This is a genomic window from Shewanella jiangmenensis (assembly GCF_018596335.1).
GTDB classification, from domain to species: domain Bacteria; phylum Pseudomonadota; class Gammaproteobacteria; order Enterobacterales; family Shewanellaceae; genus Shewanella; species Shewanella jiangmenensis.
This window is the reverse complement of sequence record NZ_JAHEPS010000001.1, coordinates 135028-154683: the sequence shown is the minus strand read 5'-3', so window position 1 is coordinate 154683 and position 19656 is coordinate 135028. Positions and strand designations below refer to the sequence as shown.

Sequence of the window (19656 nt, the reverse complement as noted above, 5' to 3'; positions counted from 1 at the left end):
ATCTGCATCCACCCCGTTGACAACGATTTTTTGACGGGGTGTGTATGCCAGCCAAAGCTTTAGCCAATATCAGCGATTTTCCTGCCAGGGGACGCCTGTCGGCGCTGCCTGTCAGTGAGGCGGCCGCCAATGAGCGTCTGGCCGCGTCGCCTGCGCAAATGGCTCACATTCTCGAGGCTATGCCGTCCGGCGTGGTTATCTTAAATGCCGATGGGGTCGTGACCCTTGCCAACCCGGTGGCCGTGTCGCTGCTTGACCGCCCCCTTGAAGGTGAGCGCTGGCTTAATGTTATTGCCCGCGCCTTTTCACCCCGCGATGATGATGGTCATGAGGTATCGCTCAAAAATGGCCGGCGGGTAAAGCTTGCTATTACGCCGCTTGAACCCGGTCAGCTGATTGTGCTGACCGATCTGACCGAAACCCGGGTACTGCAACGAAATCTTGCCCATATGCAGCGCCTCTCGTCCTTAGGCCGCATGGTCGCGACCCTGGCCCATCAAATCCGAACCCCATTGTCGGCCGCACTCCTATATGCCGCCAATCTTGGCAGTCCGAAACTGAATGCCGAGGCCCGTGGCAGGTTTCAGCAAAAGCTGCTTGGCCGGCTCAATGAGCTTGAGCGGCAGGTCAATGACATGCTGCTGATGGCCCGCGGCAAAGTAGAAACGCCGATGGAGCCGATGACGCTCAATGAGCTGCTTGCGCCGGTGCTGGCAAGCTGCGCGCCCATTACTGAGGCCCAGGGCAGCGCCCTTAAACTTCAGGACGAGTCGGGCGACGCGCAAATTCTGGCAAGCCAGCATGCGCTCAGCTCCGCTATCAACAATCTCATCATGAACAGTCTCGAAGCCGGCGCCAAACATGTGCTGCTGCATGGCTGTGTTCGCGACAACGCGTTGGTGCTGTCGGTCGTGGATGACGGCAAAGGCCTTGAGTCCGGCACCGAGCAGCAGGTGATGGAGCCCTTTTTTACCACCAAGGCTCAGGGAACCGGCCTTGGGCTTGCGGTGGTGCAAACCGTGGTACGTAACCACGGCGGTGATATCAAGATGCAGTGCGCTGCCAATCGCGGCTGCAGCGTCATGCTTAAATTCCCGCTGTTAACTCAGAATGCGGGTGCGGAGGTTAACCATGGCTGAGGCCAGATTACTGCTGGTTGAGGACGATGCAGCGCTGCGTGAAGCCCTGCTCGATACCCTGATGCTGGCGCAGTATGAGTGCGTCGCGGTAGGCAGCGGCGAAGAAGCCATTCTGGCGCTCAAGCAAAACCGTTTCGATATGGTGATAAGTGACGTGCAGATGGATGGCATCGGCGGCCTTGGTCTCCTTGGCTACCTTAAGCAGCATCATCCCAAAATTCCGGTGCTGCTGATGACCGCCTTCGCCACTATCGACAGTGCTGTAAGTGCCATCAAGCTTGGTGCCGTGGATTATCTGGCCAAGCCGTTTGCGCCCGAGGTGCTGCTCAATCAGGTGTCGCGCTATTTGCCGCAAACCACGGGCAGTGGCGACCCGGTTGTTGCCGATGAGCGCAGCCTGGCGCTGATTGCCCTTGCCGGGCGCGTTGCCAAATCCGATGCCTCCGTGATGATCCTCGGGCCATCGGGCTCGGGAAAAGAAGTGCTTGCCCGCTACATTCACAATCACAGCCAGCGCAGTCAGGGGCCCTTTGTCGCCATCAACTGCGCGGCGATTCCGGAAAACATGCTGGAAGCGACCCTGTTTGGTTATGAAAAAGGCGCTTTTACCGGCGCTTTTCAGGCCTGTCCCGGAAAGTTTGAGCAGGCCCAGGGCGGCACGCTGCTGCTTGATGAAATTTCGGAGATGGATCTTGGCTTGCAGGCCAAGCTTTTGCGGGTGTTACAAGAGCGCGAAGTTGAGCGCCTTGGCGGCCGCAAGACCATCAAGCTTGATGTGCGGGTGCTTGCCACCTCCAACCGTGACCTTAAAGCCATGGCGGAGCAGGGCGAGTTTCGCGAAGATCTGTATTATCGCATCAACGTGTTTCCGCTGGCTTGGCCTGCGCTTAACCAGCGCCCGAAAGATATTCTGCCGCTGGCAAGGCATCTCCTTGCCCGGCACGCCGAAAAGCTTGCCCTCGCGGCGCCCGTGTTTGATGAAGCGGCCTGCAGGCGGCTCTTGTCTCACCGCTGGCCGGGGAACGTGCGTGAGCTTGATAACGTGGTGCAGCGCGCGCTGATTTTATGTGCCGGCGAGGTGATTGGTGCCCAGGACATCATTATCGATGCCATGGATGTGACTCAGCTTGGCAGCGATGATATTCAGTTACGGCCAGAGCCCGAAGGCCTTGGCGATGAACTCAAGGCCCAGGAGCATGTCATCATCCTCGAAACCCTCAATCAGTGTCAGGGCAGCCGCAAATTGGTGGCCGAAAAGCTTGGCATCAGCGCCCGTACCCTCAGGTACAAGATGGCGCGGATGCGGGAGATGGGCATACAGCTGCCGGCGTGAGCAAATTCGCGCCAGCTAACCCGGTAAAAAGCAGGCATCGCCTGCTTTTTTGCTTTTTGGCAAGGCTTTTGCAGTACAGGAATTAATTGAATCATCCCGTCAAATTCATGGCGAAGGGAGCAGGTTATGCAAATCAATCCATCTTCTTTCCTGCAGGAAATGCAGTCACTGCGCAGCGAAATTACCCCATCAGCGGGGCTTGAGCCACAGGTGCTGCGTCAGGTTGGCAACACCAGCGGGGCGGATTTTGCAAGCTTGCTGTCCCAGGCGGTGGGCCATGTCAACGGTCTGCAGCAAACCTCATCCAATCTTGCGACCCGCCTTGAAATGGGCGATACCAGCGTCACCCTCTCTGATACCGTAATTGCCCGTGAAAAGGCCAGTGTGGCGTTTGAAGCCACGGTACAGGTGCGTAACAAGCTGGTGGAAGCGTACAAAGAAATCATGAGTATGCCTGTCTAAGCCGGTCATTGAAGGATACAGATTGTGAGCACAGATATGATTGTCAGCACCGATAATGCGATGAACGGTGTACAGCAGGAAAACAAATCCGGCATGCTTGGCGGTTTTGGCGGCACCGATATGATGCGCCAAATCACCATGATCCTGGCCCTGGCCATCTGTCTGGCTATTGCGGTGTTTGTGATGATGTGGGCGCAGGAGCCAGAATATCGTCCGCTCGGCAAATATGAGCCGCAGGAAATGATCCAGGTGCTCGATGTGCTCGATAAAAACAAAATCCCTTACAAGGTCGATTTTGACGTGCTGCGGGTGCCCGATGACAAGTACCAGGACATCCGTCTGCTGCTGAGCCGCGCCGGGGTTGAAACAACTGCCGGCGCCGAAAAGGATTTTCTGACCCAGGACATGGGCTTTGGCGTCAGTCAGCGGGTCGAGCAGGCAAGGCTTAAGCACAGCCAGGAGCAAACCCTTGCCCGCGCCATTGAAGAGCTGAAAAGCATCAGCCGCGCCAAGGTGATTTTGGCGCTGCCCAAAGAAAACGTGTTTGCCCGCAATAAGTCGCAGCCAAGTGCCACCGTGGTAGTCACGGTTCGTCGCGGCGGTCTTGGGCAGGAAGAAGTGGATTCGATTGTTGATATCGTCGCCTCGGCGGTGCAGGGCCTTGAGCCGACCCGGGTTACAGTGACCGATTCCAACGGCCGTTTGCTCAATTCAGGCAGTCAGGACGGCGCGTCAGCCCGCGCCCGCCGTGAGCTTGAGCTGGTTAAACAAAAAGAAGCCGAATACCGCGCCAAGGTGGATGCCATTCTGATGCCCATCCTCGGGCCTGAAAACTTCACCTCGCAGGTGGATGTGACCATGGACTTTACCGCCGTGGAGCAAACCGCCAAGCGCTTTAACCCCGACTTGCCGGCCGTACGCAGCGAAATGACCCTCGAAACACAAAGCAAGGGTGAGGGCAATATGGGTATTCCGGGCGCGCTGTCCAACCAGCCGCCGATGGAGTCAAACATTCCTCAAACCCTGCAACAGGCGCAGGAACAGCAGCAGGCCAACGGTAATTCGCACCGCGAAGCCACCCGCAATTATGAGCTCGACACCACCATCAGCCATACCCGTCAACAGATTGGCACTGTGCGCCGCGTCAGCGTGTCAGTGGCGGTGGATTACAAAACCGGTGATGCTAATGCCGAAGGTCAGGTAAACCGCGTTGCGCGCACCGAGGCTGAGCTTGCCAATATCCGCCGTCTGCTCGAAGGAGCGGTGGGGTTCTCGGGTCAACGCGGCGACAGCATCGAAGTGGTGACAGTGCCCTTTATGGATCAGCTGGTGGAAGAAGTGCCTGAGCTGCCGGTATGGGAGCAGCCCTGGTTCTGGAAGGCGATGAAGCTTGCTTCCGGCTCGTTGGCGATTCTGTTCCTTATCCTGTTTGTGGTGCGGCCGCTTTTGAAGAAACTGCTGCTGTCTGACAAGGTTGACATGCCAGACGATGGCCGCCTTGGCCATGAACTGGCGGAGATTGAAGATCAGTTTGCCGCCGATACCCTGGGGATGCTCAACTCCAGCGAAGCCGAGTACAGCTACGCAGACGACGGCTCAATCCTTATCCCGAATCTGCGTAAAGATGATGATATGATTAAAGCTATCCGCGCTCTGGTTGCCAATGAACCTGAGCTTTCCACTCAAGTTGTGAAGAACTGGTTGCAACAGGACAATGGCTGAAAATAAAGAAAAATCCGAAGCCGGCTTCAACATCAAGGACATGACGGGTGTTGAAAAGACCGCGATTTTACTGCTGAGTCTGAGTGAAGCCGACGCAGCCTCCATCCTCAAGCACCTTGAGCCCAAGCAGGTGCAGAAGGTGGGTATGGCGATGGCGGCGCTCGAAGACTTCGGTCAGGAAAAGGTGCTGGCGGTGCACAAGCTGTTTCTGGACGATATTCAGAAGTTTTCCTCCATTGGCTTTAACAGCGAGGAGTTTGTCCGTAAAGCCCTGACCGCGGCGCTTGGCGAAGACAAAGCCGGTAACCTGATTGAGCAAATCATCATGGGCAGCGGCGCAAAGGGTCTTGATTCACTCAAGTGGATGGATGCCCGTCAGGTTGCGACCATTATTCAGAACGAACACCCGCAAATTCAAACCATTGTACTGTCGTACCTTGAGCCGGATCAGGCGGCGGAGATTTTCTCCCAATTCCCTGAAAATACCCGTGTTGACCTGCTGATGCGTATCGCCAATCTGGAAGAAGTTCAGCCGGCGGCACTGCAGGAGCTCAACGACATCATGGAGAAGCAGTTTGCCGGACAGGGCGGCGCGCAGGCCGCGAAGATGGGCGGCCTCAAGGCGGCAGCCAATATCATGAACTACCTCGATACCGCCATCGAAAGCCAGCTGATGGAAACCATGCGCGAGACCGATGAAGAGATGGCGCAGCAAATTCAGGATCTGATGTTCGTGTTCGAAAACCTTATCGACGTGGACGACCGCGGTATTCAGGTGCTGCTGCGTGAAGTGCAGCAGGATGTGCTGATGAGGGCACTGAAGGGCGCTGACGAGCTGCTCAAAGAGAAGATCCTCGGCAACATGTCCAAACGGGCCGCTGAATTGCTGCGTGACGACCTCGAAGCCATGGGCCCCATCCGCATCAGCGAAGTGGAGCTGGCGCAAAAAGAAATTCTGTCTATTGCAAGACGCCTTTCTGACGCCGGCGAAATCATGCTTGGCGGCGGTGGCGGCGAAGAGTTTGTCTGATGAGTGACACCAAGCGCCCCAAGACTCTTTTACGCAGCGACGAGCTGGATGATTTCAGCCACTGGCGCTTGCCTGATATGTCCTCCAATCCTGAGGATGAGCCGCTGAATTTGCTTGGCCGGCGCGCCGGGGTGCAGTATCAGGCCCCCGAGGAAGAAGAGATTCGCCCGCCGACCCTGGCCGAAATCGAAGCCATCCGCGCTGAAGCCGAGCAGGAAGGTTATCACGCCGGTCATGCCGAGGGGCTTGCCGAGGGCATGACGCAGGGCAGGCTGGATGGTCTTAAACAGGGCCACGAGGAAGGCTTTGCCCAGGGGTTTGAGCAGGGCATGGCGCAGGGCCTTGCCTCCGCGGCTGAGCTTATCGCCCGCTTTGAAGCGCTGCTTGGCCAGTTTGCTGCGCCGCTCTCGCTGCTTGATAATGAAATTGAGCAGGAGCTGCTGCAGCTTTCCATGTCCCTTGGCCGCCAGATAGTGCGCCATGAGCTGAAGACCCATCCCCAACACTTACTTGCCGCGCTGCAGGAAGGCATAGATTGTCTGCCCATCAAGGAGCAGGAAGTTAAACTCCGCCTGAATCCTGACGATATCATCCTGATGCAGTCACTCTACAGCAGCGCCCAGCTTGATGAGCAGCGTTGGCGCCTGATTGCCGACCCTTTACTTGAGCGCGGCGAGTGCATCATCGACAGCCAGCGCTCGCGGGTGGATTTACGCCTCGAAGACCGGATTGCCGCGGTGCTAGCTGCGCCCATGGAGCGGCTCGATACCCTGCGCCGCGAGGCGCGTCAAAAAGCCGCGGCGCTGCCAACAGCTACCGACAACTTAGAAACAGGTGAAGACGCCAGCGCGCAGGCGGGGGAGGCGGACGATGCTCAAACGCCAGCACCATCTGCTGAATAATCTGCATCAGCTGCGCCAAAGTGTGCCGGCTAACCGTCCTGTCGCCGAGGGCCAGTTGGTGCGGGTGGTGGGGCTTACCCTTGAAGCGAGCGGTTGCCGTGCGCCGGTGGGCAGCCTGTGTGCCATCGACACCATGGCGGGTGAGCTGATTGCCGAAGTCATCGGCTTTGATGAAGCGCTGTTGTATCTCATGCCGATTGAAGAGCTTAAAGGTGTGCTGCCCGGCGCGCGGGTGCGGCCACTTGGTGAGCAGGCCGGCATTGCCGTTGGCATGTCGCTGCTTGGGCGGGTTTTGGATGGCGGCGGCGAGCCCCTTGATGGCCTCGGGCCACTTGGCACCACAGATGTGGCCCCAAGGCATCCACCTGCCATCAATCCGCTGTCAAGACGGCCCATACATGAGCCACTGGATGTGGGCATTCGCGCCATCAACGCCATGCTGACCGTGGGAAAGGGCCAGCGTATGGGCCTTTTTGCGGGCTCTGGCGTGGGTAAGTCTGTGCTCCTTGGCATGATGACCCGCGGCACCACGGCAGACATCATTGTGGTGGGGCTGGTGGGTGAGCGTGGCCGCGAAGTAAAAGAGTTTATTGAAGAAATTTTGGGGCCTGAGGGCCGCGCCCGCTCTGTGGTGGTGGCAGCTCCTGCCGATACTTCGCCCTTGATGCGCCTTAGGGCCTGTGAAACCTCTACCCGTATTGCCGAATATTTCAGAGACCTTGGCTTTAACGTGCTGCTGCTGATGGACAGTCTCACCCGTTACGCCCAGGCGCAGCGGGAAATTGCCCTTGCCGTTGGCGAGCCGCCGGCCACCAAAGGTTATCCACCGTCGGTGTTTGCCAAGTTGCCACGTTTGGTTGAACGGGCGGGCAATGGCGGGCCCGGGCAGGGCTCTATCACGGCGTTTTATACTGTGCTTACCGAAGGGGACGATCTGCAGGACCCTATCGCGGATTCGGCCCGCGCCATTCTCGATGGCCACATAGTGCTGTCGCGAAATCTTGCTGACTCCGGCCATTATCCAGCCATCGATATCGAAGCCTCCATCAGCCGGGTTGCGCCTATGGTGATTAGCGCCGCACACCTTGAAGCGATGCGTAAGGTCAAGCAGACCTACTCGCTCTATCAGCAAAACCGCGATTTGATTTCTATCGGAGCCTACGCTCAGGGAAGCGACCCGCGCATTGATAACGCCATTCGCTTGCAGCCGGCGATGAATGCGTTTCTGCGCCAGGGCATGCGGGATGCGATAAGCCTGCACGACAGCGAAACCATGCTCGGGCAAATAGCCGCCCAGTGCCGGGGCTAAACCATGAACCGGCCCGATCCCCTTCTCACCGTACTGAAACTCGCCCTCGATGCTGAGGAGCAGGCGGCCGCGCAGCTCAAAGCGGCGCAGCTTGAGCGGGCCAAGCTTCAGCAGCAGCTAGACGCCCTAAATCGCTACCGGCTCGATTATATGCAGCAGATTGGCGCTCAGCAGGGGCGGCAGATCTCAGCCAGTTACTATCAGCAGTTTCATCGGTTCATCAAACAGATAGACGAAGCCATTGCCCAGCAGGTGCAAAGTGTCGGCGCCGCCGACAACCAGCTGGAGCACAGGCGCCGCCATTGGCTTGAAAAGCAGCAAAAGCGCAAAGCAGTTGAACTGCTGTTGCAGCACAAGGCTGAAAAGCGTGAAGCCAAAGAAGCGCGTCAGGAGCAGAAGATGCTGGATGAGTTTTCCATTCAACAGTTTGTCCGGCGTCGGTGCTAAGGCTTCGGCCAGTTTGGCAAAGATTTTGCTTTCTTTTGTCTAAGATTGGTTATCGACACGTTTTTACGTCATTTTCCAGATGATTTTTACCCCATACGCGCCGATGTTTATAGCGCCAAATGGGGCAAGAACAGGAGTGCACTCATGCAACAGATCCTCAATGTGCTGCTTGGTAGCAAGGGGCAAGCCAGCGCCGGTGGTGACAATGCCATCATGGCGAGCGGCTCGGGTCAATCCGATGGGATGGACTTCAGCGCTGTCATTGAGAGAGAAAGGGGCGTTGACAGAGCGAGTGTTGGTGAAAAAACAAATGCTTACCCAAGTGACGGTGGCAGCGGCAAAACCTCTGCGGTGACTGACTCAGGTAACCGGGAAAATGAACGCCCAGGCGCTGAGGTAAGCGGCAGTTCGTCAACTGCATCAAGCGCTGCGCCAGATGCCGAGACTGATGCTGCAACCGATGACAACGCATTGCTGGCGCGCATAGATAAGGCGCGCCAGCTCCTTGGCGGCGACAGCGCAGCAGGTGCTTCTGGCAAATCCGCAGGAAATGGCGCAGGCAAAGACGCAGGGGATGTCGATGGACAGAGCGGCATAAGCTTGCCGCCTGCGGCCGACGGCACAGCCGAGGAACTCATGGCAATACTGGCGCAATTGCTTGGCGCGGGCTCTGGACATGGCTCTGAACATGGTTCTTTAGATGGTTCTGCTGTTGGCTCTGACGACAGCATCGACATTGACAGCATTAACATTGACAGCATTAACATTGAAGGCGGCGATGCAGATGGCCTAAATGGGTTGACGACGGGAGAATTCACCGCCCAACTGGCAGAGCTTCTCGGTATGGATGAAGCATCCCTTAATAAGCTCGATGAGGCAGCGCTGCAAACCTTGAGGCTGCTCAACCCGGGCCTCGCCGAAGCGCTGCAGCAGCTCGCCGATAAGGCGGGCGCATCGCTTTTTGACGGGGCGTTTTCTGCAGAGTTAAGTGATGTGAGCGGCGAAAAGTCCCCTCAGTTTATGTCGTTCAATGGGACCCAAGAGGGGCTCACACCAAATACCGTCGCTGCCAATGTTCAATCAGCCGGCGTTAACCCGACTCAAACTCAGCTGCAGACCGACGGCAAACCCGGCTCAGGCGCTTTGCCGAGCATAAGCGAAACTTCCGCCAATCTAGCCGCTTCGCAGTTAGCGGCGCAGGAAGGTAATTTCAGTTTGGATGCGAGCGATGATACAGCTAAGTCCATGACGGCTACTGATGCGCCCGGGCGCCTTAGCGGCGTGCCTGGAACCAACCTTTTCACCAATGGCAAGGCAGCGGATGCGGATGTTGGCCTGGCAAGCATAGTCGGTGGCAAGCTTGGTAATGAGGCGCAGCTGGCAGGTGGAGTCGACAGCAAGGCTGATGAAATGATGGCCGGAGAGTTAAAGACAGGCGACATCAAGGGCAAGGCTTCGGATAAGCTCGATGCGTTTGCCGCGCTGACCCGTGCTCTGGGTGACAGCACGAGTCAATCTGTCACCGAGCGTCAGAGCGCAGAGCCGCAGCGTCCGGAAAGTCAGTCCCTTAACGGCTTTGAGGCGCGCCTGAATGCCCTGCATCAAAAGGGCGAGCCGATGGCGGTTACCCTGGCACTTCGTCAGGCACATGAGCGCCCAACGACGGCCGAAATTGTTGCCCGCTTTGCGCCGGTGATGAATAACCAATTGATAGCCATGGTGCGTGATGGGGTGCAGCAGGCCGAAATTCGCTTAGACCCACCCGAGCTTGGCTCTATGATGGTCCGCATTCAGGTACAGGGCAGCGAAACCCAGGTGCAGTTTCATGTGACGGCCGCGCAGACCAAAGATGTGGTGGAGCAGGCGCTGCCAAGGCTGCGTGAGTTGCTGGCTCAGCAGGGAATGGAGCTGACCGACGGTCAGGTGTCCCACGACAAGGGCCAGGGCAGTGGCCGTGATAGCGACGCCGAGCAAACCGCCAGCGCCGCCATGGATGAAATTCCAGCAGAAGAGATACCCTTAAGCGTAAATCAGACAACAAGTTATGTTTCTGGTATAGATTATTACGCCTGAGCAGGTAACCTATAGGGATAGGTTTTACAGGCGGCTTTTGGCCGCGAAACTCAAAGGATATTGCGATGGCTGAAGAATCGCTGCAGCTCGAAGAAACCGGTGGCAAGAAAAGTAAAAAACTGCTGTTTATCATCATTGGTGTGGTGGTTGCACTGCTGATTGGTGTAGGCGCCTGGCTGTTTTTGGGCTCATCCGATGAAGCCCCCGCCGCTGACACTCCCGCTGCCGAGCAAAGCGGTGAGGCAGCCCCTGGCGCAGAAGGCGCGGCCAATGCGTCGAACGAAGCTTTTTATGTCGCCATGCCCCGCCCGTTCCTGTTTAATTTACCGGGCCAGCCCAAGAGCCGGCTGGTGGAAATCAAGGTGCAGCTGATGGTGCGTGGCGCCGACGATGACGTCTTGATTAAAAAGCATATTCCCCTGATTGAAGATGCGCTGCTGACCACATTCAGCGCCGGTGACGTGCAAAAGCTTTCCACCCAGGCCGGTAAGGATGAACTCAGACAAACCGCACTTTTGAACGTACAGAACACTCTGCAGCCGGTTACCGGTCGTAAGGTCGTTGAAAAGGTGCTGTTTACCGGTTTTGTAATGCAATAGTGGCTAAGTCCTGCGGCATGGTCATCGAACTTAACGATAAGGCATAACAGTGACTGATTTATTAAGCCAAGACGAAATTGATGCGCTGCTACATGGCGTTGATGATGTCGAAGAGGAAGAGGTCAGCGAGGCCGGTGCCCCGGCGCGCAGTTACGACTTTTCTTCACAGGATCGCATCGTCCGTGGCCGCATGCCTACGCTGGAAATTGTGAACGAGCGTTTTGCCCGTCACCTGCGGATCAGCATGTTCAACATGATGCGCCGCGCCGCCGAGGTCTCTATCAACGGCGTGCAGATGCTCAAGTTCGGCGAATACGTGCACACCCTGTTTGTACCAACCAGTCTGAATATGGTGCGTTTTCATCCGCTTAAGGGGACGGCCCTTATTACGATGGAAGCGCGGCTGGTGTTTATTCTGGTTGATAACTTTTTCGGCGGCGATGGCCGTTTTCACGCCAAGATTGAAGGGCGGGAATTTACCCCGACCGAGCGCCGTATCGTTCAGCTGCTGCTGAAGATTATTTTTGAAGATTACAAAGACGCCTGGGCGCCGGTAATGGATGTGGAGTTTGACTACCTCGACTCCGAAGTGAACCCTGCCATGGCCAATATCGTGAGCCCGACCGAAGTGGTGGTGGTTAACTCGTTCCACATCGAAGTGGATGGCGGCGGTGGTGACTTCCACATCACCATGCCCTATTCGATGATTGAGCCCATCCGCGAGCTGCTCGATGCCGGTGTCCAGAGTGACAAACAGGACACCGACATGCGCTGGTCGCAGGCGCTGCGTGATGAAATCATGGACGTTGAGGTGGGTTTTGAAGCGACTGTGGTCGAGCACGAAATCAGCCTGCGGGATGTGATGGAGATGCGCGCCGGTGACGTTATTCCGGTGGAGTTGCCCGAATACGTGCTGATGAAAATTGAAGATCTGCCGACTTACCGTTGTAAGCTCGGCAAGTCGCGGGATAATCTGGCGTTAAAGATTTGCGAAAAAATCGCCCGCCCAGAAACAGTCAAAAGCGAATTACAATTGGTTACCCGCAAAGGGAAATCAAAAGATATCAATGACCTGTAAGGTGATGTGAGATGAGTACCGATGACGATTGGGCTGCCGCGATGGCGGAGCAGGCTTTGGAAGAAGCCAAGGCTGCTGAATATGAAGAGTTAAAGGATGAGTCACGGCCGTTAACCTCGGAAGACGCCGCCAAACTGGATGCCATCATGGACATTCCGGTGACCATTTCCATGGAAGTTGGCCGCAGTTTTATCAGTATCCGTAACCTGCTGCAGCTTAACCAGGGCTCGGTGGTGGAACTTGACCGGGTTGCCGGTGAGCCGCTCGATGTGATGGTCAACGGCACCCTCATTGCCCACGGTGAAGTTGTGGTGGTGAACGACAAATTTGGTATTCGCCTGACCGACGTTATCAGTCAGACCGAGCGGATCAAAAAGCTTAAATAGCGCTCAATTCGCGGGGAAATTGTGTGTCCTTAGCCCTTCTTTCTGTTGCTGCGTCAACCTTGGTTGCCTCCGCTGTGGCCGTTTCGAGCACGGCCTCATCGGGTGCAGCAGCATCGAGCCCTGCTTTATCCAGCACAGTTGTATCGATCCCTGCAGCATCGAACCTGGCCGAGCAAGCGCCCCAAGCCGGTTACGCGGCGACCCTTGCCAGCATGGTGGGTGGTCTTATTGCGGTGCTGGTATTGATTTTTGTGCTGGCGTATATAGTGCGCCGGCTTAATCTGTTGCCCTCCGGCAGCGGCCTTATCAAGCCCCTGGCGGCCACCTCCCTTGGTCAGCGTGAACGCGTAGTGCTGGTGGAGCTTAACGGCCAGCAGTATCTCCTTGGGGTAACCTCATCCCAGGTCACCCTGATTGATAAGCTCGAGTCGCCTGTATCGGTCCCTCAGGAGACTTTTGCCAGTCGGCTTAAACTCGCACGGGCGGCGCAGCAGTCTGAGTCAGGCGCCTTCACACACACAAGTTCAGCTCCGTCAGACGCACAGTTAACAGTACCGCCAAGTAGCAAGCGCGATGAAGCACGGGGAGATAAGCCATGATGCGGGTACTTATTTTGCTCGTGGCCATCTTTGTCACGGCGTTTCCGGCGATTGCCGCCGATGGCATCTTGCCGGCGGTGACTGTGACCACCAATGCCGATGGCAGTACCCAGTACTCAGTCACGTTACAGATTTTGATGCTGATGACGGCGCTTGGCTTTTTGCCTGCTATGGTCATTATGCTCACTTCCTTTACCCGAATCGTGGTGACGCTGTCGCTTCTGCGTCAGGCCATTGGCCTGCAGCAGGCGCCATCAAATCAGGTGCTGATTGGGATCAGCCTGTTTATGACCTTTTTCATCATGGCGCCGGTGTTTGACAAGATTTATGAGCAGGGTGTTAAACCCTATATGGATGAAGAGCTCACCATAGTGCAGGCCTTTGACAAGGGAAAAGAGCCGCTGCGCGCCTTTATGTTGTCGCAGGTAAGGCTCACCGACTTGGAAACCTTCGTCAATATCGCCGGTTACACCGACATCAAGACGCCGGAGGAGGCACCTATGTCGGTGCTGGTGCCAGCCTTTATCACCAGCGAGCTGAAAACCGCATTTCAGATAGGCTTTATGCTGTTTGTGCCCTTTTTGGTGATAGATCTGGTGGTCGCCAGCATCCTGATGGCCATGGGTATGATGATGCTGTCGCCGATGATTGTGTCTTTGCCGTTTAAAATCATGCTGTTTGTGCTGGTAGATGGCTGGAGCCTGGTGCTCGGCACCCTGGCAAACAGTTTCGCCACCTGAGGTCGATATGACACCAGAAGCCCTGATTGACATATTCCGCGAGGCGCTGGCCGTTATCGTGATGATGGTGACAGTGATTGTGGTGCCCGGGCTCATCGTCGGTCTGATTGTGGCGGTGTTTCAGGCCGCGACCTCCATCAACGAACAAACGCTCAGTTTTTTGCCGCGTCTGATAGTTACCTTGCTGGCGCTGATGATTGCGGGCCACTGGCTGGTGCGCACCATGATGGACTTCTTTATTGAGATGGTAAACCAGATCCCTCAGGTTGTAGGCTGAGGATTAGGCTGATGGAGGTGGTAAATTGATGGGCGCCGCTCACTGATGGAAGTGCTGCTCTCCACACTGATGGATACCATCAAGGGCTATGCCTGGCCGATGTTTCGCATTTCGGCCATGTTTATGGTAATGCCGGTTTTTGGGGCAAACACCACGCCGACCCGGGTTCGCCTGCTGCTCTCGCTTGCGGTGACCTTTGCCATTGCCCCCGTGTTACCGCCCATGCCTGAAGGTGAATTGTTTGCGTTAAGCTCGGTATTTATCAGCGCCCAGCAAATCCTTATTGGGGTGGCCATGGGTATGGTTGCGCTGATGATGATGCAAATCTTTGTGCTCACCGGCCAAATCATCGGGATGCAAACCAGTCTTGGCTTTTCCTTTATGGTTGACCCGTCGTCTGGCCAGCAAACCCCTGTGCTGGGTAACTTTTTCCTGTTGTTAGCCACCTTGATTTTTTTGGCCGTGGACGGCCACCTCTTGATGATCCGCATGTTGGTCGAAAGCTTCGATACCCTGCCGGTGTCCATGTCCGGCATCAGTATTGCAGGTTATCGCGAGCTTGCTATGTGGGGCAGCTATATGTTTGGCGCTGCGCTCACTATGTCGTTGTCGGCCATTATTGCCTTGCTACTGATAAATCTCTCATTCGGCGTGATGACCCGCGCCGCGCCCCAGCTCAATATTTTTGCCATCGGTTTTCCGGTGGTGATGATAAGCGGGCTTTTTATCCTGTGGCTGACCCTCGAGCCTGTGATGTCGCACTTTGATGAGATTTGGCAAGCGGCGCAGATCTTGCTTTGCGATATCACCGAAATTCAATGCCAGGTGAACTAGATGGCAGAGAACGACAGCAGTCAGGAACGTACAGAGGAGCCCACGGGGAGGCGGCTTGAACAAGCTCGGGAAAAAGGTCAGGTCGCCCGATCCAAAGAACTTGGCACCTCGGCGGTGTTGCTTGCCTCCGCGATAGGCTTTTTGCTGCTTGGCCCCAGTTTGTCCAAGGCGCTTTATCGGGTGATGGAACTCACTCTTACCCAGACCCGTGAGCAGGTATTTGATACCAATACCATGCTGAATATTTGGATCCCGATAGGCAAAGAGTTGGTATTTCCCGTGCTGTCGTTAGTGTTTTTGCTTGCGGCCATTGCCTTTGCCGGCAACATAGTGCTCGGTGGCATGACCTTTTCCAGTCACGGGATCATGCCCAAGGCCAGCAAAATGAGCCCGATGGCGGGTTTCAAGCGGATGTTCGGGGTGCAGGCGCTGGTGGAGCTTGCTAAAGGTATCGCCAAGTTTTCGGTAGTGGCCATTTGCGCTTACCTGCTGCTGGCGCTGTTTTTCGATGAAATCCTGCGTTTGTCTATGGAGCACCTGCCGTCGAACGTTTACCACTCGCTCGACCTATTGGCGTGGATGTTTTTGCTGCTGTGCTGCTCGACCTTGCTGATTGTGGTGATAGATGTGCCGTTTCAGCTGTGGAATCACAAGAAGCAGCTCAAGATGACCAAGCAGGAAGTGAAAGACGAGTATAAAGACACCGAAGGTAAACCCGAGGTCAAAGGGCGGGTGCGGCAAATGCAGCGGGAAATCGCCATGCGCCGGATGATGGCCGAAGTGCCCAACGCCGATGTGATAGTGGTAAACCCCGAGCACTTTGCCGTGGCGCTGAAATACGATGCCAAACGTTCGCCGGCGCCCTTCGTGCTTGCCAAAGGCGTTGACTCAGTTGCTTTTAAAATCCGCGAAATTGCCCGTGAATACGATATTGCGATAGTCTCGGCGCCGCCGCTGGCGCGGGCCATTTATCACACCACCAAGCTTAATCAGCAAATCCCGGATGGGCTTTTTACGGCGGTTGCTCAGGTACTTGCCTATGTATTTCAGCTGCGTCAGTACCGCAAAGGGCGGGGTAAACGCCCAACCCCCATTCCGCTTAATCAGCCTATTCCCGACGAGTACAAATACTGACCGCTTGTTCACACCCGCCTCAGCGCCGCTACGTCTTGGCTTGAAATTTGCTGAGTAGCGCCAAAGCGTCAATTTTGGGTAGTGTCGAATGAATGTAATGGGTCAGCTTGGGCAAATCCGTAAGATAAAACCGTCTGCGCTGCGTGGATTGGGAACGCCCGCGTTGGTGCTGGCGGCACTGGCGATGATAGTGTTGCCGATGCCGGCGTTTTTGCTCGACATCCTGTTTTCATTCAACATTGCGCTGGCACTGGTGGTATTGCTGGTGGCTATTTACACCAATCGGCCGCTGGATTTTGCCGCATTCCCCACCGTACTGCTGGTGGCAACCCTGCTAAGACTTGCCTTGAACGTTGCCTCGACCCGGGTCGTACTGCTTGAAGGTCATAATGGTCCTGATGCCGCCGGTAAGGTGATTGAGGCGTTCGGCTCTGTGGTGATAGGCGGCAACTATGCCGTGGGTCTGGTAGTGTTCCTCATTCTTATCATCATCAACTTTGCCGTGGTTACCAAGGGTGCCGGCCGTATTTCCGAGGTAAGTGCCCGCTTTACCCTGGATGCCATGCCCGGCAAACAGATGGCCATTGATGCCGACCTTAACGCCGGTCTTATCAATCAGGAGCAAGCGCGAACCCGGCGCGCTGAAGTTACCAAAGAGGCTGACTTCTACGGTGCCATGGACGGTGCGTCAAAGTTTGTAAAAGGCGATGCGATAGCGGGGATCCTGATTCTTGTTATCAACATCCTCGGTGGTTTCATCATAGGCATGGTGCAGCACGACCTGGGTTTTATGCAGGCGGTGGAAATTTATACCCTGCTGACCATAGGTGACGGCCTGGTGGCACAGATCCCGGGTTTGCTGCTGTCGATTGCTGCCGCGCTGATGGTGACCCGTCAGAATGAAGAGGGCGACATGGGCGGCATGGTGATGAGTCAGATGTTTGACAATCCCAAGTCACTTGGCATCGCTGCAGGCGTGCTGTTTATCATGGGCATAGTGCCCGGCATGCCGCACATGGCATTTTTAACCTTTGCTGCCCTGACCGGCGCCGGTGCCTATTTCCTTCATAAACGCATCGAAAAGCGCAAGCAGGCCGCACTTGAAGCCGCAGTGGCAGGTCCCGTCGATAAGCTTGATAACAGCCCCAAAGAGCTTGGCTGGGACGATGTACGTCATGTCGATACCATAGGCCTTGAAGTGGGTTACCGGCTTATTCCGCTGGTGGATAAGGGGCAGGGCGGCGAACTTCTGTCCCGCATCAAAGGTGTGCGCAAAAAACTGTCGCAGGAGCTTGGCTTTCTGGTGCCGGCGGTGCATATCCGCGATAACCTTGACCTCGCCCCAAGCACTTATCGGGTGTCACTGATGGGCGTGGTGGTCGGCGAAGCCGATATCCGCCACGACTGCGAACTCGCGATTAACCCGGGGCAGGTGTTTGGCAAGCTTGATGGCGTGGTCACCCGCGATCCGGCCTTTGGTCTTGAAGCGGTGTGGATTGCCCCTGAGCTTCGCGAGCACGCCCAGACCCTGGGGTATACCGTGGTAGACGCCGCGACCGTGGTGGCCACCCATATCAGCCAGGTGCTCACCAATAACGCATCCAAGTTGCTTGGCTATGAAGAAGTGCAGCAGCTGATGGACATTCTCGCCAAGCATTCACCCAAGCTTGTGGATGGCTTTATTCCTGATGTGATGTCCCTTGGTAATGTGGTGAAGGTGATGCAAAACCTGCTCAACGAAGGGGTCTCGGTGCGGGATCTGCGTACCATAGTGCAAACCCTGGTGGAATACGGTACTAAGTCAAACGACACCGAAGTCCTGACCGCTGCGGTACGTATTGCACTCAAACGTATGATTGTTCAGGAAATCGCCGGGCCCGAGGCCGAAATCCCCGTCATTACTTTGGCGCCAGAGTTGGAACAGATGTTGCATCAGTCGATGCAGGCATCCGGGGGCGAAGGTCCAAACATCGAACCCGGATTGGCCGAGCGGATGCAACAGTCACTGGCTGACGCCGCTCAGCGGCAGGAAATGGTAGGGCAACCCGCCATCCTGCTTACATCGGGAATGCTGCGTTCGACACTGTCGCGCTTTGTGAAATACACCATTCCCAACCTGAGGGTGATTTCCTACCAGGAAGTTCCCGACGAGAAGCAGATAAGAATTGTGTCAGCCGTGGGCCAGTAAGAGGGCAGTAAATTGAAAATCAAACGTTTCTTTGCAAAAGATATGCGCGCCGCTCTGGCTCAGGTGAAAGATACCCTCGGTGCTGACGCTGTCATAATGTCCAATAAAAAGGTCACAGGCGGCATCGAAATCGTGGCGGCGGTGGATTATGACGAGCCTAAACCTAAGCTTGACGCCAAATCCGCGCCGACCAATCCCTTTGACGAACTGACCGACGACAAGGTGTCGCTCGCCGCCAAAAACGTGGTGCGCACCAGCCGTCAAAAAACCAACGAAGTACCGGCCGATTCGCTGCAGGCACTGCTTGAGCGTCAGCAAAGCCGTATGGATAAGCAGATGGGCCGCTCGGTTGAAGATGATGATTTACCGGCTTGGGCCCGTGGCCTGGAAGCCCCTTCGCTGAAAGCCAAAGAAGCGCCGCGCCAGGCCGTGTTTACTCCGGATGCTGACAAATCCCGCGCTGCCAATCGCAGCCAGCTGGAGCTCGATGCGATGAAGGATGAGCTGGCGTCACTGCGTAATTTGCTGACCCATCAGGTGTCCTCTTTGATGATGGAGCAAAAAAAGCGCACTGATCCTGTGGGCGCCATGCTCGAAACCCGGCTGCTGGAGGCGGAGTTTTCACCGGCAGTCGCCGCGAAACTTGCGGGGTTGTCACAACATTACAGCCCGGCTGATCTTGTGAAAGCCTTGCCACAAAGTTTGGCAAATATGCTTGATAATCAAGGTGATGATATTGTTCGTCGTGGCGGTGTAGTGGCTTTTGTTGGCCCCACCGGCGTGGGTAAAACCACCTCTATCGCTAAAATTGCCGCCCGTTTCGCCGCCCATCACGGCGCTGATCAGGTGGCACTTATCACCACAGATCATTATCGCATCGGAGCCTTTGAGCAATTGGCAACTTATGGCAAAATCATGGGGTGTCCGGTAAAGCAAGCCCATGATCTCAATGAGTTGCAACAAATTCTTTATCAGCTGCGTAATCGCAAGCTAGTATTGATAGATACCGCCGGTATGGGCCAGCGCGATATGCGTCTGGTTGAGCAACTGGACAATTTGACGTCTAACAGCGCCTTGCCGATTCGCAGTTATCTGGTATTGTCAGCAACGGCGCAGCGACGCGTGCTTCAGGACGCAGTAAAACATTTTCAGCGCATCCCTCTGTCGGGGGCTGTGCTGACAAAACTGGACGAATCCGTGTCTCTGGCAGGAGCACTGAGCGTTCTCATTCAGAGTGGTCTGCCGCTCAGTTATGTCACCAACGGACAGCGCGTTCCGGAAGACATGAAAGTGGCCGATACCCTGACATTGGCAAGACAGGCGCTCGACGCCCTAAATCAACCTGAGTATCAGGGCGTCGATGACAATCAATGGTCGGACAACACGGCCTATGCGTTTGAGTGA

The 19656-nt window shown here is 55.9% G+C and carries 19 protein-coding genes; all 19 read left to right on the top strand.

Annotated features, from left to right (window positions below; translation table 11 throughout):
- Positions 1-44 precede the first annotated feature (44 nt).
- A complete protein-coding gene (locus KJI95_RS00720; protein ID WP_214505256.1) occupies positions 45-1139 on the top strand; it encodes a sensor histidine kinase in 1095 nt (364 codons plus the stop codon).
- Positions 1132-2472, top strand: coding sequence for a sigma-54-dependent transcriptional regulator (locus KJI95_RS00715; protein WP_214505255.1), 1341 nt, complete (start codon positions 1132-1134; stop codon positions 2470-2472). The genes KJI95_RS00720 and KJI95_RS00715 overlap by 8 nt, the downstream gene beginning before the upstream one ends.
- A 126-nt stretch (positions 2473-2598) precedes the next feature.
- Complete coding sequence (fliE, locus tag KJI95_RS00710) at positions 2599-2934, top strand: flagellar hook-basal body complex protein FliE (protein WP_214505254.1); 336 nt, start codon at positions 2599-2601, stop codon at positions 2932-2934.
- Between the two features lie 36 nt (positions 2935-2970).
- Complete coding sequence (gene fliF / locus KJI95_RS00705; RefSeq protein WP_214506153.1) at positions 2971-4656, top strand: flagellar basal-body MS-ring/collar protein FliF; 1686 nt, start codon at positions 2971-2973, stop codon at positions 4654-4656.
- On the top strand, positions 4649-5686 hold the full coding sequence (fliG, locus tag KJI95_RS00700) for a flagellar motor switch protein FliG (RefSeq protein ID WP_214505253.1): 1038 nt from the start codon (positions 4649-4651) through the stop codon (positions 5684-5686). Before fliF ends, fliG begins: the two co-directional genes overlap by 8 nt.
- A complete protein-coding gene (gene fliH / locus KJI95_RS00695; RefSeq protein WP_214505252.1) occupies positions 5686-6588 on the top strand; it encodes a flagellar assembly protein FliH in 903 nt (300 codons plus the stop codon). Before fliG ends, fliH begins: the two co-directional genes overlap by 1 nt.
- Complete coding sequence (gene fliI, locus KJI95_RS00690) at positions 6557-7897, top strand: flagellar protein export ATPase FliI (RefSeq protein ID WP_214505251.1); 1341 nt, start codon at positions 6557-6559, stop codon at positions 7895-7897. The genes fliH and fliI overlap by 32 nt, the downstream gene beginning before the upstream one ends.
- Before the next feature lie 3 nt (positions 7898-7900).
- Complete coding sequence (fliJ, locus tag KJI95_RS00685; RefSeq protein WP_214505250.1) at positions 7901-8344, top strand: flagellar export protein FliJ; 444 nt, start codon at positions 7901-7903, stop codon at positions 8342-8344.
- A gap of 144 nt (positions 8345-8488) precedes the next feature.
- Positions 8489-10417, top strand: coding sequence for a flagellar hook-length control protein FliK (locus tag KJI95_RS00680; protein WP_250885514.1), 1929 nt, complete (start codon positions 8489-8491; stop codon positions 10415-10417).
- Between the two features lie 65 nt (positions 10418-10482).
- The gene (gene fliL, locus KJI95_RS00675; protein ID WP_214505249.1) at positions 10483-11016 is read left to right on the top strand and encodes a flagellar basal body-associated protein FliL; all 534 of its coding nucleotides are present in this window, start codon (positions 10483-10485) and stop codon (positions 11014-11016) included.
- Positions 11017-11065: 49 nt separating this feature from the next.
- Positions 11066-12094, top strand: a complete 1029-nt coding sequence (gene fliM / locus KJI95_RS00670; RefSeq protein WP_214505248.1) for a flagellar motor switch protein FliM — start codon at positions 11066-11068, stop codon at positions 12092-12094.
- A gap of 11 nt (positions 12095-12105) precedes the next feature.
- The gene (gene fliN, locus KJI95_RS00665; RefSeq protein ID WP_214505247.1) at positions 12106-12480 is read left to right on the top strand and encodes a flagellar motor switch protein FliN; all 375 of its coding nucleotides are present in this window, start codon (positions 12106-12108) and stop codon (positions 12478-12480) included.
- A gap of 23 nt (positions 12481-12503) precedes the next feature.
- Positions 12504-13079: a flagellar biosynthetic protein FliO gene (gene fliO / locus KJI95_RS19625; protein ID WP_349356690.1), complete on the top strand. Its 576-nt coding sequence runs from the start codon at positions 12504-12506 to the stop codon at positions 13077-13079.
- Positions 13076-13819, top strand: a complete 744-nt coding sequence (fliP, locus tag KJI95_RS00655) for a flagellar type III secretion system pore protein FliP (RefSeq protein ID WP_214505246.1) — start codon at positions 13076-13078, stop codon at positions 13817-13819. Before fliO ends, fliP begins: the two co-directional genes overlap by 4 nt.
- A gap of 7 nt (positions 13820-13826) precedes the next feature.
- Complete coding sequence (fliQ, locus tag KJI95_RS00650; RefSeq protein ID WP_214505245.1) at positions 13827-14096, top strand: flagellar biosynthesis protein FliQ; 270 nt, start codon at positions 13827-13829, stop codon at positions 14094-14096.
- Positions 14097-14141: 45 nt separating this feature from the next.
- Positions 14142-14930, top strand: coding sequence for a flagellar biosynthetic protein FliR (gene fliR / locus KJI95_RS00645; RefSeq protein WP_214505244.1), 789 nt, complete (start codon positions 14142-14144; stop codon positions 14928-14930).
- Complete coding sequence (gene flhB / locus KJI95_RS00640; RefSeq protein ID WP_214505243.1) at positions 14931-16064, top strand: flagellar biosynthesis protein FlhB; 1134 nt, start codon at positions 14931-14933, stop codon at positions 16062-16064.
- An 88-nt stretch (positions 16065-16152) separates the two neighbouring features.
- Positions 16153-18252, top strand: a complete 2100-nt coding sequence (gene flhA / locus KJI95_RS00635; protein WP_214505242.1) for a flagellar biosynthesis protein FlhA — start codon at positions 16153-16155, stop codon at positions 18250-18252.
- 12 nt (positions 18253-18264) lie between these two features.
- Positions 18265-19656: a flagellar biosynthesis GTPase FlhF gene (gene flhF, locus KJI95_RS00630; RefSeq protein ID WP_214505241.1), complete on the top strand. Its 1392-nt coding sequence runs from the start codon at positions 18265-18267 to the stop codon at positions 19654-19656.

Coding starts and splice junctions, on each gene's coding strand:
- fliP (WP_214505246.1), top strand. CDS start 13,076: ATGATGCGGGTACTTATTTTGCTCGTGGCCATCTTTGTCACGGCGTTT.
- flhA (WP_214505242.1), top strand. CDS start 16,153: ATGAATGTAATGGGTCAGCTTGGGCAAATCCGTAAGATAAAACCGTCT.
- fliQ (WP_214505245.1), top strand. CDS start 13,827: ATGACACCAGAAGCCCTGATTGACATATTCCGCGAGGCGCTGGCCGTT.
- fliF (WP_214506153.1), top strand. CDS start 2,971: ATGATTGTCAGCACCGATAATGCGATGAACGGTGTACAGCAGGAAAAC.
- KJI95_RS00715 (WP_214505255.1), top strand. CDS start 1,132: ATGGCTGAGGCCAGATTACTGCTGGTTGAGGACGATGCAGCGCTGCGT.
- fliR (WP_214505244.1), top strand. CDS start 14,142: ATGGAAGTGCTGCTCTCCACACTGATGGATACCATCAAGGGCTATGCC.
- fliN (WP_214505247.1), top strand. CDS start 12,106: ATGAGTACCGATGACGATTGGGCTGCCGCGATGGCGGAGCAGGCTTTG.
- fliG (WP_214505253.1), top strand. CDS start 4,649: ATGGCTGAAAATAAAGAAAAATCCGAAGCCGGCTTCAACATCAAGGAC.
- fliH (WP_214505252.1), top strand. CDS start 5,686: ATGAGTGACACCAAGCGCCCCAAGACTCTTTTACGCAGCGACGAGCTG.
- fliL (WP_214505249.1), top strand. CDS start 10,483: ATGGCTGAAGAATCGCTGCAGCTCGAAGAAACCGGTGGCAAGAAAAGT.
- flhB (WP_214505243.1), top strand. CDS start 14,931: ATGGCAGAGAACGACAGCAGTCAGGAACGTACAGAGGAGCCCACGGGG.
- fliI (WP_214505251.1), top strand. CDS start 6,557: ATGCTCAAACGCCAGCACCATCTGCTGAATAATCTGCATCAGCTGCGC.
- fliJ (WP_214505250.1), top strand. CDS start 7,901: ATGAACCGGCCCGATCCCCTTCTCACCGTACTGAAACTCGCCCTCGAT.
- KJI95_RS00720 (WP_214505256.1), top strand. CDS start 45: ATGCCAGCCAAAGCTTTAGCCAATATCAGCGATTTTCCTGCCAGGGGA.
- fliE (WP_214505254.1), top strand. CDS start 2,599: ATGCAAATCAATCCATCTTCTTTCCTGCAGGAAATGCAGTCACTGCGC.
- KJI95_RS00680 (WP_250885514.1), top strand. CDS start 8,489: ATGCAACAGATCCTCAATGTGCTGCTTGGTAGCAAGGGGCAAGCCAGC.